Raw genomic sequence first — 12,834 nt, forward strand, 5'->3', positions numbered from 1 at the left:
ACGAATACTAATCGGTCGAGGGCTTATCCAATACACTCATACCCGAGTGACAAGCACAACAAACACGGCTCGTTACCGTTATTCGCATCCAGTTTTCAGGGTACAACCCTGAATGTAAGATCTGCCTCATCGTTTGGTGACGATGGCGGAGGGGAACCACGCGTTCCCATCCCGAACACGACCGTTAAGCCCTCCAGCGCCGATGGTACTTGGACCGCAGGGTCCTGGGAGAGTAGGACGTTGCCAAGCGCAATAAGAAGCCAAAATGATCTCCGAATATCAATTCGGGTGAACATTTTGGTTTTTTTAATAACTTATGCTCCATGTATGGGATACTACAAGCAAGGTATTGCGCCGACTTCTTTTATGGAATGATTGGAAGAAACCCGTTCTGCCTTGACATCAAAAAAGCCATTTTGTTACTATGGCAATAATATATTTTTGGATATACCACTCTAAATAGATGCAGGGGGACTTATTCGTGTGGGAAACTAAGTTTGTGAAAGAGGGATTAACGTTCGACGATGTCTTGTTAATTCCCCGGAAGTCTGAGGTTTTCGGTCCGAAGGAAGTTGACGTATCGACCAAGCTGTCTAATCAGCTCAAGCTCAATATACCTTTAATTAGCTCCGCCATGGATACCGTTACAGAAGCTAAGCTTGCCATCTCGATCGCAAGAGAAGGCGGGATCGGCATTATTCATAAGAATATGTCCATTGCCCAACAGGCGGAAGAAGTGGACCGTGTTAAACGATCCGAGAGTGGTGTAATTACGAATCCATTTTCCCTAACTGCTGAACATCATGTGTATGACGCTGAAGAGCTTATGGGCAAATATCGCATCTCTGGGGTGCCTATCGTAGATAAAGACAACAAATTGGTCGGGATTCTGACCAATCGTGATCTCAGATTTGTGCATGATTATTCCATTAAAATCAAAGAAGTGATGACGAAGGACAATCTAGTCACCGCACCTGTAGGTACAACGCTTGCTGAAGCTGAGGTGCTTCTGCAGAAACACAAGATTGAGAAGCTGCCTCTTGTAGACGAGAATAACAATCTGAAGGGCCTCATCACGATCAAGGATATCGAGAAGGCTATACAATTCCCTAACGCAGCCAAGGACAAGCAAGGAAGACTATTGGTAGGCGCAGCCCTCGGAGCTTCTAAAGATGCCTTAGAACGTGCTACAGCGCTTGTGAATGTTGGTGCAGATCTGGTTGTGGTGGATTCCGCACATGGTCATCATATTAACATCCTGGAAACGGTACGCAAGCTTAGAAAGCAATTCCCGGATTTGATCATCGTTGCAGGGAACGTAGCTACTGGAGACGGTACTCGTGATCTTATCGAGGCTGGAGCATCTATTGTCAAGGTAGGGATGGGACCTGGTTCTATCTGCACAACACGTGTCATCGCAGGGATTGGTGTGCCACAGATCACAGCGATTTATGATTGTGCTACAGTGGCGAAGAAATACGGAGTTCCAATCATTGCTGACGGCGGAGTAAAGTACTCAGGTGATCTTACTAAGGCTATTGCCGCTGGTGCAGACGCCATTATGATTGGGAGCTTGTTCGCAGGGACAGAAGAAAGTCCTGGAGAATCAGAAATTTTCCAAGGACGTCAATATAAGGTTTATCGCGGGATGGGTTCGATTGGCGCTATGAAGGACGGGAGTAAGGACCGCTACTTCCAGGAAAATGAATCCAAGCTTGTCCCAGAAGGCATTGAAGGCCGTGTCGCTTATAAAGGACCATTGAAGGATACGATACACCAGCTGGTGGGCGGATTAATTCAAGGGATGGGGTATTGCGGGACTCGTTCACTTGAAGAGCTTAAGAACGATACGCAATTCATCCGTATTACCGGTGCCGGTCTCAGGGAGAGCCATCCACATGATGTGCAAATTACAAAAGAAGCACCGAATTATTCGTTGTAATTACAAAAAGACTATCTCAATTCTTGAATCAAGAGTTGGGACAGTCTTTTTTACTCGTTCATAGATCCTAAGACTTTCGTCCTAACGCTACAATTTGTAAATTGTGTCATGGACGTTTTCAACTTTTGCCCTACTATCTACGTATGTTACAATGAGAGAATAGAAGATTAGATGAGGAGTTGGGAACAGAGTGTCAGTTGGAAACAAGAAAAAGAAGTGGTTTGGTTGGGTTGGAAGCAGTGTACTTGGACTTCATATGTTGCAATTATTTCTATATGCCCCTGTGGCGCAAGCTGCCGACCCAGTAGATTTGAAGTTGGACGGTAAAGCAGCGATTGTAATGGAGGCCTCGACCGGACAGGTGCTATATGATTTTAATGCAGATGAGCTTCTCCCTCCTGCTAGTATGTCCAAGATGATGACTGAGTACATTGTGATGGAGACCATCAAGGCAGGTAAAATCAAATGGGATGATGTAGTTACGACTAGCCGATATGCAGCGGATGTAATCGGGTCCGGTAATTTATTAGCGTTCCAAGAGAAATCGACCGTCAAGGATTTATTCGGAGCGATGTCCATCTATTCGGGTAATGATGCTACAGTTGCCTTAGCTGAATTTGTTGCAGGTACGGAAGAGAATTTCGTCAAGATGATGAATGATACGGCTAAGAAGCTGGGCTTTAACCCTAAATCGCAGTTTATTAATTCCACAGGGTTATCAAGGGCAGATCTGGGCAAATATCAACCAACCAACACAACTGGAGAAACCATGATCACGGCAAGAGATGCAGCAACTCTGGCCTATCATATCCTTAATGAACATAAGGAAGTATTAGAATTCTCAAGTATTCCAGCCAAAAAATTCCGGGAAAGTGATAAAGAGCCGATGATCAACTGGAACTGGATGCTTGAAGGGAATAAGGACAGCGTGAACTTCAAAAAATTTGTATACCCTGGGTTGGATGGTCTGAAAACGGGTCATACAATTGAAGCTGGTTATTGTTTTACAGGAACTGCTGTGAAGGGCGGAATGCGGCTAATAACAGTCATCATGAGTGCTTCTTCGATGGAGCAACGGTTCTTAGAGACACGTAAGCTGTTGGATTATGGATTCAATAACTTCGAAATGAAGCCGGTTCTCGCGGCCAAGAGTGAAATAGAATCGCTTAAAACCGTTCATATTAAAAAGGGTGTAAAGACACAGGTTCCTGTTGTAACCGAGAACAATGTGGATTTCGTTGTGAAGAAAGGCGAAACCCCTCAGATCGAGGTCACTGCAGCCCCTAATGAGGAAGTGAAAGCAGCACCGATTCATACTGGGGATGCCCTTGGAAAAGTGACGGTGAAATATGCAGGAATGGAGAAACAAGTGAACTTGGTTGCCTCTCAAGATATGGAAAAGGGTAGCTGGTTTAGGTTGTTTTTCCGAGCGATCAAAAACTTTTTTGGAGATATTTTCTCAGGGATTGCGAATGGATTGAAGAACGTCTTCTAAAAGTATTGTGAAAAAGGGAAGCTTGCTGTACAATGACTTTTTAGAGCATACTGACACTATTCTAAGCATAGATCTACCAATGGATCAGGAGGGTATTAGCAATGGAAACAGGAACATGGGGCGTCAAAAAAGGGATGGCCGAAATGCAAAAGGGTGGCGTCATTATGGACGTCATGAGCGCGGAGCAAGCTAAGATCGCGGAGGCTGCCGGAGCGTCTGCTGTAATGGCATTAGAGCGCGTACCATCAGAAATCCGAGCGCATGGCGGAGTTGCCCGTATGGCAGATCCGACCATTCTTGAGCAAGTTATGAAGGTAGTAAGTATCCCGGTTATGGCCAAAGCTCGTATTGGTCATTACGTGGAAGCGCGTGTATTGGAAGCACTAGGAGCAGACTACATCGATGAGAGTGAAGTATTGACTCCGGCCGATGATATTTTCCATATTAGCAAAAAAGAATTCACGGTACCTTTCGTATGCGGAGCCAAAGATCTAGGCGAAGCTCTTCGTCGTATCAGTGAAGGCGCAGCTATGCTTCGCACGAAGGGTGAGCCAGGAACGGGTAATGTAGTAGAAGCAGTTCGCCACCTTCGCATTATCAATGGTCAAATCCGCAGAATCCAGAGCCTTTCCAAGGACGAGCTGTATAACGAGTCCAAAGTGTTAGCTGCTCCTTATGAGCTTGTTCTATATGTACACGAGAATGGGAAGCTTCCAGTTGTTAACTTTGCGGCAGGCGGCGTAGCAACTCCATCCGATGCAGCATTAATGATGCATCTGGGTGCAGATGGTGTGTTCGTAGGATCTGGTATCTTCACATCCGAACACCCAGAGAAATTCGCCAAGGCGATCGTGCAAGCGACAACGCATTATACGGATTACGCATTGATTGCTGAAGTGTCCAAGAACTTGGGAACGGCAATGAAAGGGATCGAAATCTCCACGCTGAATGCTTCTGAGCGTATGCAAGACCGCGGAAGGTAAGCAAGAGGAAAGAAGGGTTTTACGATGAAGATTGGCGTTCTTGCGCTGCAGGGCGCTGTTGCCGAGCATATTCGAATGATCGAATTGGCAGGGGCCGAAGGCGTTATTGTGAAGAGAACGGAGCAACTTAAAGAATTGGATGGGCTTATTCTTCCAGGAGGAGAGAGCACCACAATTGGAAAGCTCATGCAGGATTACGGATTCATTGAGGCACTTCAGACGTTCTCGGATGAAGGCAAGCCATTATTCGGGACATGTGCAGGCTTGATTGTGTTAGCCGACCAAATTGAAGGACAAGAGCAATCTCATCTTGGCGTAATGAATATGACCGTACAGCGTAATGCATTTGGCAGACAACGTGAAAGCTTTGAGACGACTTTAGCGATTAAAGGGATCTCAGAAGGCGTACGAGCTGTATTCATTCGGGCACCGTTGATCAAATCGGTAGGTGAATCTGTAGACATCCTGTCAGAATACAAGGGAGAAATCGTTGCGGCGAGACAGGGCAACCTTCTTGCGGTATCCTTTCACCCAGAGCTTACGGATGACTTTCAGTTACATCAATATTTCGTTACGATGGTTGAACAATCCCAAGCCTCATCTGTTCAAGGATAAGAGCTGGCTGAGTAGGCACCTGAATCGGCATAGTCCGCTCAGGTGCTTCTTTGTTGAATATTTATCAAGAGTATAGTACATTATATTCCATACACTATGTCCCTTACGGGAGGGGTTTTTTTGTTTGACGTCAAGCTGCTAAGAAGTGACAGAGCTAGAGTAGAAGAGGCTCTGAGCCACAGAGGCAAGAATTATGAAGAGTTGAGCTTATTTGAAGGTGTGGACACAAGAAGAAGAGAACTGCTTCAACAATCCGACCAGCTGAAGAATAGACGGAATACCGTTTCTCAAGAAGTTGCGCGTCTCAAGAAAAGCGGTGATAATGCTGAAGCGCTTATTATCGAAATGCGTGATGTCTCGGATACGATCAAACAGCTGGACGATGAAATTCGTGTGTTGGAAGAAGATTTGAACAAAATATTGTTATCGATTCCGAACATGCCCCACTCATCTGTACCGATTGGCCGTTCCGAAGAAGACAATATAGAGCTACGCCAATGGGGCGAAGTCCCTGTTCTCTCTTTTGAACCGAAGCCGCATTGGGAGATTGCACACGCTCTGGGTATTCTTGATTTCGAAGCTGCCGCCAAAGTAACGGGATCGCGCTTCGTATTCTATAAAGGGTATGGCGCGCGCTTAGAGCGTGCTCTGATGAACTTTATGATGGATCTGCATGCAGATCAGCATGGCTATGAAGAAATGCTTCCTCCTTACCTTGTGAACCGCGACAGCTTAACAGGGACCGGACAACTGCCCAAGTTCGAAGAGGATGTATTCAAGGTGAACGGAACGGAATATTTTCTGATTCCAACTGCAGAGGTGCCTGTAACGAACTATCACCGAGATGAGATTATGAATGGGGAAGAGCTGCCTAAGAATTATGTAGCGTTCAGCGCATGCTTCCGCTCGGAGGCAGGTTCTGCAGGAAGAGACACACGGGGTTTGATTCGCCAACATCAATTCAACAAGATTGAGTTAGTCAAGTTATGTAAGCCAGAAGAGTCGTATGCTGAGTTAGAGCAATTAACTCAAAACGCGGAAAAAGTGCTTCAGCTATTGAAGCTTCCATACCGCCTGCTCAGTTTGTGTACAGGGGATATTGGATTCTCATCTGCAAAGACGTATGATCTCGAAGTATGGTTGCCAAGCGGGGATTCGTATCGCGAAATCTCTTCCTGCAGTAATTTCGAGGATTTCCAAGCGAGACGCGCGAATATTCGCTTCCGCCGAGATGCCAAAGCTAAACCGGAATTCGTACATACGTTAAATGGTTCTGGTCTGGCTATTGGAAGAACGGTAGCGGCGATTCTGGAGAATTATCAACAAGCCGATGGCAGTGTACGTATTCCAGACGTTCTTCGCCCTTATATGAACGGTCTAGAATCCATTCCTGCACGATAGATCTTATAATTTTTGGTCAGCTCTTGTAAGCGGGCGCCGGCTGTGGTACAATGCTTTTTGTCACTATAGACAACAACGTCTTAGTGACAGCTTGGAGAGGTGGTCGAGTGGTTTAAGGCTCTGGTCTTGAAAACCAGCGAAGGGGAAACTCTTCCGTGGGTTCGAATCCCACCCTCTCCGTATAGATAGGACGACAAAACGACCTTAGGGTCGTTTTTTTGTATATCTGCCACATGTAGCAATTAGTTGTTACGGCTATGAGCGTTCATGGCTTATTTTGTGCTTCTCCTCATGGAATAAAACCTTTCCTCTAGCGGCATTTTAAAGTTGGAGGAGGTGGTTATAGAATGAGTAGTTCGGATACGTTGACGGTGGATCAGGAGAAGTTAAGAGAGGCATGGAGTAATACTCTGCCCGCTGTAATGAATAATTCTGATCAAGTGGAAGTTCATTCCGGACCAGCAGAGCAGGAGCTCCGAATCCACATCGCTTCAGCAGGACGCACCAAATATTCACTGGATTTCAGTGTCATTTATGTGGATTCCCGCGAAGTTAAAGTGGAGCTAGTCGACGTCCAGAAGGATGATCAATCCGTGGATGAGCATACAGAGATGGTTCAAGACCTCGTCCAGCAATATGTTAGATATCTTCATGAATGTGCACAAAATCTGCAAAGAATAACCCATAAGTAACTTTTCGGAGGGATCTAGAGATGGGCAAAAATAAGGCCAAGGATAAAAACCTGGCCAACGTAGTTAAGGATTTGGAGCGGACGCCAGTAAACAGCCATCAAGCCCAGCAATGGCAGCAAGATACAAACGATCGAAGACACCAAGATGCTCTTAATCACGATGAAGAGTAAATCACGATCACAATCCATTACGCTTAGGGAGGTACTTCTGCATGTCTAAACCAACTGCACAGCCTGTTGATACTCCATACACAAAGCAGCCTAGGAAGCAACGTAACCAGGCCATGCAAGAACCGCTTTCGGGCTCCAAAAAAACGAAGCAAGCTAACCATAGCCGCCATAATAACGGAGAAGGTTAAAAATGGTAGAATAATTACCTCAGCTAAGCGGCATCATACTAAGGACGGTGTGAAGAGAGGTGTGGTTCCGTTGAATGCTTTCAGCAGAATGTTCACTTTATGATCAACTACCTCTTTACAGAAAGTCGAGGGGATGTGCCAAAGACACTTTAGTGTTCTACAAACACATTAAGATTGTTGGCTGACAGCAATCATCCAAGGTTACTGAAGAAATAGGTTAGGTAGATCGTCTATCATCCACCGTCAAAAAAGGACCCGTGAGGGTCCTTTTTGTTGTGTGTCATTCGTTAATTTAACGTTTAACAACGGCTCTTAACAAACTGTGCAATGATTTTGGCTAACGACTCCGGTGCCTCCATCATGCTCATATGACCGGCTTGTTCGATGCGAGCTTGTGTAATATGAGGAGCTTGTACGGAGAAGGTTTTCTCGGCTGGAATAATCTGATCCTCACCGCCAGCGACGAGCAGAATAGGAAGCCCCGCATCGCGCAGCACCTTATTCCGGTCTGGACGATCACGCATCGCTTCAGCCGTATGAATCGCACCTTCAGGCTTTGTTGCATACCCGATCTCTAGTGCCGTCTGGACTAATCCAGCCATCAATTCTAAATGATCAGGAGCGAATAGCTTAGGGATCAAGCCGTCAATAAAAGGTTCCATGCCTTTTTCTTTGATTGTCTCGATCGCTTTATTACGGTTGGCCTTGCCTTGATCATCATCAGGCCGGGCTGTGGAATGAACAAGCCCAAAGCCGGAAATAAGCTCTGGATATTTCTCAGCAAATGCTAGCGCTACATAACCGCCGAGGGAATGACCAAGCAGAACCGGTTTATCCAGTTCTAGGCGCTGTATAAGGGCAACTAGATCATCCGCCATCATCTCGACCGTATAACGTACATCAGGGGCCTCTGAACGCCCGTGACCGCGGAGGTCGGGGGCTATGACTCGATAATCTGAATTGAGAAGCTCACTAGTTTTTGTCCAATACACGGAACTGCCGCAAAAACCATGTACCAGGACTAACGGACGTCCGGCTCCACTATCCTCATAAGCAAGCTGAATTTGAGAGGTCATATGTCGTCATCCTTCCTTTTACCGAATTATCTCTTAGTATGCCTTTAATACGAATAGAAAGCAAAAAATCCCCTTCGTAAAGGAGATGACGGAGTTAATCCTATGATACATAAAAATGGCGACCCCGAGATGACTCGAACATCCGACCTAACGTTTAGGAAACGTTTGCTCTATCCACTGAGCTACGGGGCCGCAGCAAGAAACATTATAGCATATTTTGCAGAAGGGATACAGCGGTTATATTTTACGAAGAAAAAACGTCTCTCTGGATGAGATATACGCGAAAAAATAAGTAAAAAGACCTAATTTTTGGCCTGTGGCAAATGATCTGGGACAAATTAAATAAATATTTTACCTTTCCTAGCTAAAATAGGTGTCAAAGTACACATATTTTCTGTAAAATAATACACAGAGCTTACAAGCCCATTATGGGATAATGAAATAGATATAGATATATAGGATGTTGACAACACCCCCCAGTAAGGAGAAAGGACTACTACCAATGCGCCTAATTCCAACACATATGTGTGTGCCCGGCATGAGATTAGGCAAACCGATCTTTAGCAGCGAGGGACAAATCCTAGTCGGCTACCAGTACCAGCTTACGCAGAATGTGATTAACAAATTGCAAAAGATGGGCATAGAGTACCTTCATATTGAGGACACTCAAACCGATGATATAATCATTGAGGATTTAATCAAGGAAGAGACTCGAGTCAATCTCAGATCTACGCTGCTTCATATACTTGATCGCGTTGCCAGCACAAGCTACGATCCAAGGACCTCTAACGGCCAATTGTATAAACTATGCTCCAAAAGTGTCAGTATGGTTGTGGACGATTTACAACACCATGAAACGATTATGTTAATGAACATGAATGTGTTTCAATCCAATGCCTACGAGCAGCATTACATCCAGAAGTCGATGAATATATGTGTATATGCGACTAAGTTCGGGATGTTAGAAGGCTATTCAGGAGAGGAACTGGACTCATTCAGCCTTGGCGCGCTCCTCCACGACATTGGCAATCTCAAAGTACCGAGAGAAATATTGACCAAGCAAGCTACTTTATCCCCTGCAGAGTACGCCGAAATCAAAAAGCATACGGAGTACGGCTTCAAGCTTCTGAAGGAAGAGGCAGGCATTCCTATTGAAGTTGCCCACTGTGCGATGCAGCATCATGAACGTATCAATGGGACCGGTTATCCGCATGGTCTGAAGGGTGATGAGATCCATCCTTATGCTCAATGGATCGGGTTATTCGACACGTATGATTCTCTAACACACCCAAGGGCGCATCGTGAAGCCATGCTTCCGCATCAAGCTATTGAGATTCTATATGGCGGTGCCGGCACATTATTCGATATTCACAAGGTCAGACAATTCCGCAACAGAGTAGCTTTGTTCCCGATTGGACTAAGTGTGGAGTTAAATTCTGGTGAGACGGGAATTGTGTCTAAGGTGAATAACGATTTCAAGCATAGACCAGTCATCCGCGTTTTGCGCAATCCTTATGGAGAACCGCTTAAGCAGCCCTATGAGATTGATTTATCCAAGCATTTGAACATAATGATTTTCCGTGTAGGAGAAGCAGTCAGCAACAAGTAGTGGCTTCTTCAGAAAAGGTGAGTAGGGATGAAAGATATTGTGACGTTAGTTCGTAACGTCCCGCTGTTCCAGCATTTGAAAGACGAGGAGCTAGTGATGATCTCCTCGCTCTTCATGGAGCGCAAATATAAGAAGAATTCCATTATATTCTTCGAGGGTGATACAGGAGACGAGCTGTTCCTGGTCAAGAGCGGAACCGTGAAAATTTATCGCATCGATAATTCAAAGCAAATAATTCTTACTTTGTTTCGGATGGGCGATTTTTTCGGCGAGATGTCGCTTGTGCAAAAGGGAGTGACTCGCTCTGCCAATGCAGAAACGTTAGAGCCGAGCGTCATTTATACACTCAGCCGATCTATGTTCTTCGAATGTATGGAGCGTGCTCCTGCGCTTTGCATGAAGCTGTTGGAAGTGACGATGAATCGCTTGCGCAAGGCGAATGAACAAATACATGATTTGACGTTTCTAGACGTGAGGACCCGTATTCTGAAGACGGTATATCAATTGTCATTGGACTATGGGGAGCTGAAGCAGGGTCAGACGCAAATTGCCGTGAAGTTAACCCATCAAGAGCTTGCAAACATGGTAGGGACGGTTCGTGAATCCGTAACGAAGGTGCTTCAGGAGCTCCAGGAAGAAGGCACGATTTCTGTAGATCACAAAATGATCACGATCATCGATATGCCAAAATTGAAGAAAAAAGTGCCATCATGAAGAGAGTCGTAAGCAAATGCGATTCTCTTCTTTTGGTGTATTTGTGCTAGAATGGGAAAGAGAAATCATTCTGGTGCATCGGATTAGGATGCCTACATGAAGGAGGGCTTCAGAAATGGAGTACCGAAATCTAGGACGCTCAGGATTAAAGGTTAGTGAAATCAGCCTCGGCAGTTGGTTAACTTACGGCGGCTATGTGGAGAACCAGAAGGCAATAGATATTATACATAGAGCTTATGAGGCCGGCGTTAATTTCTACGATACGGCGAATGCGTATATGCGTGGAGAGGCTGAGAAGGTTGTTGGTGAAGCACTGAAGGGTTATGCCCGTGAATCGGTTGTCCTGGCTACCAAGGTGTGGGGACAAATGGGGGATGGACCAAACGATAGAGGGTTGTCGAGAAAACACATAATGGAGCAATGTGATGCAAGCTTGAAGCGGCTAGGCATGGATTATATTGATCTGTATTATTGCCACAGCTTCGACCCGGTCACACCGATGCAGGAGACACTTCGGGCGATGGATGATCTGGTTCGACAAGGAAAAGTGTTGTACGTGGGTGTCAGCAATTGGAGTGCGGCACAGATGACGGAAGCAGCGCATCTGGCTGATCGGTTCTTGCTGGACCGCATTGTCGCTAGCCAGCCTCCCTACAGCATGCTGAAGCGAGATATTGAACAAGAGATCCTGCCTGTATGTGAGAAGCTCGGGATTGGTCAAGTCGTATATTCACCACTTGCTCAGGGTGTGTTGTCAGGCAAGTACAAGTCGATGACGGATGTGCCGAAGGGCAGCCGTAGAGATACGGAACGGGGCAGTCAAATTATTGGCAGGTATCTTACGGAGCCCAACTTGGAGAAGGTTAGCCAGCTGCAGGAGATCGCGGTTAACGCGGAGCTGAGCATGACGCAGTTGGCTCTTGCATGGGTGCTGACACAGCCGGGTGTATCTAGTGCCATTATTGGCGCGAGCTCGCCCGAGCAATTGGAAGAGAACGTGAAGGCGTCCGGCGTGAAGCTCACGCAGGAACAGCTGGAGCGGATTAATGCTATTCTGGCATAGTGGTTGGATTGATGACAAGAGAAAGAGCCGTCGCCTCAGTGGGATGGCTCTTTGTTGTAATAAGAAGTCCAGTTCGGTTAACCCTTTCCCCTTAGACTGCGGAAGAACTGGGTCAGCAGCTGAGCACACTCCGCTTGCATCACACCATGGATTACATCAACACGATGGTTGAACCGATCATCTTGAAGGAGATTCATCAGGGTACCTGCGCAACCAGCCTTCGGATCCGTTGTCCCGTATACGACCTGTTTGACACGAGATTGAACGAGCGCCCCCGCACACATCGGACACGGCTCCAAGGTGACATATAATGTGCAATCGAGAAGACGCCAAGCTCCTAATCGTTCACTAGCGTCACGAATGGCTATCATCTCAGCATGTGCGGTAGGATCGAAGGTCGTCTCTCGCAAGTTGTGGCCTCTCCCTACAATCTCCCCGTTACGCACGATCACCGCGCCAATCGGTACTTCGCGCTCAGCTTCGGCTTTACGAGCTTCAGCTATAGCTTCCAACATCCATTTGTTATGCTCGTCCATATCCATAATAATAATCCTATCTCCGTTTATATGTCAGATTGAGCCGGAACCTGTACCCGAACATTTATTCTTGTTGTTAACATGCTGTGGATAAACCTGTTGACAACTTACTTTTGAATGTCGATAACTGATATCCACATGGGGATAACTTACTCCGGCTATTGGTGATTCCCGTTGTTTTTTCTAATTTTAGTAGAAGCGATTAGGAATAGCAAGGGTATCGATGTCATTTGAACTTATAGAGTGGTGGGTGGCTATGGAGGAATGGCGTGGATTTAGAGACATGGACCTTATTTGGGGGTAAGTGCTATTGAAATGTGGATGAATGGAGTAAACTCGGGATAACTTTT

General features: G+C 46.0%; 13 protein-coding genes, 2 tRNA genes and 1 rRNA gene. 13 read left to right on the forward strand and 3 right to left on the reverse strand.

Annotation, left to right across the window (positions count from 1 at the left end; genetic code table 11):
• The first annotated feature begins 132 nt into the window (after positions 1-132).
• The 10 genes from rrf (at position 133) to AC58QD_RS24485 (ending at position 7,486) form a co-directional block, all read left to right on the forward strand.
• Positions 133-249 (forward strand): 5S ribosomal RNA (rrf, locus tag AC58QD_RS24440).
• A 232-nt stretch (positions 250-481) separates the two neighbouring features.
• The gene (gene guaB, locus AC58QD_RS24445; RefSeq protein ID WP_497337636.1) at positions 482-1,942 is read left to right on the forward strand and encodes an IMP dehydrogenase; all 1,461 of its coding nucleotides are present in this window, start codon (positions 482-484) and stop codon (positions 1,940-1,942) included.
• A 190-nt stretch (positions 1,943-2,132) separates the two neighbouring features.
• The gene (locus tag AC58QD_RS24450) at positions 2,133-3,437 is read left to right on the forward strand and encodes a D-alanyl-D-alanine carboxypeptidase family protein (protein WP_497337637.1); all 1,305 of its coding nucleotides are present in this window, start codon (positions 2,133-2,135) and stop codon (positions 3,435-3,437) included.
• Between the two features lie 101 nt (positions 3,438-3,538).
• Entirely contained in the window at positions 3,539-4,420 is an 882-nt protein-coding gene (gene pdxS / locus AC58QD_RS24455) for a pyridoxal 5'-phosphate synthase lyase subunit PdxS (protein ID WP_497337638.1), read from the forward strand.
• A 24-nt stretch (positions 4,421-4,444) separates the two neighbouring features.
• Positions 4,445-5,035 (forward strand): pyridoxal 5'-phosphate synthase glutaminase subunit PdxT, encoded by a 591-nt coding sequence (gene pdxT / locus AC58QD_RS24460; RefSeq protein ID WP_497337639.1) that lies wholly within the window; start codon positions 4,445-4,447, stop codon positions 5,033-5,035.
• A 120-nt stretch (positions 5,036-5,155) separates the two neighbouring features.
• Positions 5,156-6,436 carry a serine--tRNA ligase gene (gene serS, locus AC58QD_RS24465; RefSeq protein ID WP_497337640.1) on the forward strand — a complete coding sequence of 427 codons (1,281 nt, stop codon included), beginning with the start codon at positions 5,156-5,158 and terminating at the stop codon, positions 6,434-6,436.
• A 93-nt stretch (positions 6,437-6,529) separates the two neighbouring features.
• Positions 6,530-6,616, forward strand: a tRNA-Ser gene (locus AC58QD_RS24470).
• A 167-nt stretch (positions 6,617-6,783) separates the two neighbouring features.
• Positions 6,784-7,128, forward strand: a complete 345-nt coding sequence (locus AC58QD_RS24475) for a hypothetical protein (RefSeq protein WP_497337641.1) — start codon at positions 6,784-6,786, stop codon at positions 7,126-7,128.
• Between the two features lie 20 nt (positions 7,129-7,148).
• Entirely contained in the window at positions 7,149-7,298 is a 150-nt protein-coding gene (locus tag AC58QD_RS24480) for a hypothetical protein (protein WP_497337642.1), read from the forward strand.
• Positions 7,299-7,339: 41 nt separating this feature from the next.
• Complete coding sequence (locus AC58QD_RS24485) at positions 7,340-7,486, forward strand: small acid-soluble spore protein P (RefSeq protein WP_497337644.1); 147 nt, start codon at positions 7,340-7,342, stop codon at positions 7,484-7,486.
• A gap of 299 nt (positions 7,487-7,785) precedes the next feature.
• Here AC58QD_RS24485 and AC58QD_RS24490 read toward each other — a convergent pair whose 3' ends face one another.
• Positions 7,786-8,562, reverse strand: a complete 777-nt coding sequence (locus AC58QD_RS24490; protein WP_497337645.1) for an alpha/beta fold hydrolase — start codon at positions 8,560-8,562, stop codon at positions 7,786-7,788.
• Between the two features lie 116 nt (positions 8,563-8,678).
• A tRNA-Arg gene (locus AC58QD_RS24495) sits at positions 8,679-8,754 on the reverse strand.
• A gap of 346 nt (positions 8,755-9,100) precedes the next feature.
• On the opposite strand from AC58QD_RS24495, the gene AC58QD_RS24500 reads away from it, so the two are divergent.
• The 3 genes from AC58QD_RS24500 (at position 9,101) to AC58QD_RS24510 (ending at position 11,948) form a co-directional block, all read left to right on the forward strand.
• Positions 9,101-10,171 (forward strand): HD-GYP domain-containing protein, encoded by a 1,071-nt coding sequence (locus AC58QD_RS24500; protein ID WP_497337646.1) that lies wholly within the window; start codon positions 9,101-9,103, stop codon positions 10,169-10,171.
• A gap of 27 nt (positions 10,172-10,198) precedes the next feature.
• Positions 10,199-10,885, forward strand: coding sequence for a Crp/Fnr family transcriptional regulator (locus AC58QD_RS24505; RefSeq protein WP_497337647.1), 687 nt, complete (start codon positions 10,199-10,201; stop codon positions 10,883-10,885).
• Positions 10,886-11,000: 115 nt separating this feature from the next.
• Positions 11,001-11,948, forward strand: a complete 948-nt coding sequence (locus AC58QD_RS24510; RefSeq protein ID WP_497337648.1) for an aldo/keto reductase family protein — start codon at positions 11,001-11,003, stop codon at positions 11,946-11,948.
• A 77-nt stretch (positions 11,949-12,025) separates the two neighbouring features.
• On the opposite strand, the gene tadA is transcribed toward AC58QD_RS24510, so the two are convergent.
• Complete coding sequence (tadA, locus tag AC58QD_RS24515; protein ID WP_497337768.1) at positions 12,026-12,484, reverse strand: tRNA adenosine(34) deaminase TadA; 459 nt, start codon at positions 12,482-12,484, stop codon at positions 12,026-12,028.
• Positions 12,485-12,834: the final 350 nt, after the last annotated feature.

Source organism: Paenibacillus sp. J2R1T-4 (assembly GCF_059692235.1).

What these genes read in the sequence shown, in the direction of transcription:
- pdxT (WP_497337639.1), top strand. Translation starts at nt 4,445, where the DNA reads ATGAAGATTGGCGTTCTTGCGCTGCAGGGCGCTGTTGCCGAGCATATT.
- AC58QD_RS24500 (WP_497337646.1), top strand. Translation starts at nt 9,101, where the DNA reads ATGAGATTAGGCAAACCGATCTTTAGCAGCGAGGGACAAATCCTAGTC.
- AC58QD_RS24485 (WP_497337644.1), top strand. Translation starts at nt 7,340, where the DNA reads ATGTCTAAACCAACTGCACAGCCTGTTGATACTCCATACACAAAGCAG.
- AC58QD_RS24480 (WP_497337642.1), top strand. Translation starts at nt 7,149, where the DNA reads ATGGGCAAAAATAAGGCCAAGGATAAAAACCTGGCCAACGTAGTTAAG.
- AC58QD_RS24510 (WP_497337648.1), top strand. Translation starts at nt 11,001, where the DNA reads ATGGAGTACCGAAATCTAGGACGCTCAGGATTAAAGGTTAGTGAAATC.
- AC58QD_RS24505 (WP_497337647.1), top strand. Translation starts at nt 10,199, where the DNA reads ATGAAAGATATTGTGACGTTAGTTCGTAACGTCCCGCTGTTCCAGCAT.
- pdxS (WP_497337638.1), top strand. Translation starts at nt 3,539, where the DNA reads ATGGAAACAGGAACATGGGGCGTCAAAAAAGGGATGGCCGAAATGCAA.
- AC58QD_RS24490 (WP_497337645.1), bottom strand. Translation starts at nt 8,562, where the DNA reads ATGACCTCTCAAATTCAGCTTGCTTATGAGGATAGTGGAGCCGGACGT.
- tadA (WP_497337768.1), bottom strand. Translation starts at nt 12,484, where the DNA reads ATGGACGAGCATAACAAATGGATGTTGGAAGCTATAGCTGAAGCTCGT.
- AC58QD_RS24475 (WP_497337641.1), top strand. Translation starts at nt 6,784, where the DNA reads ATGAGTAGTTCGGATACGTTGACGGTGGATCAGGAGAAGTTAAGAGAG.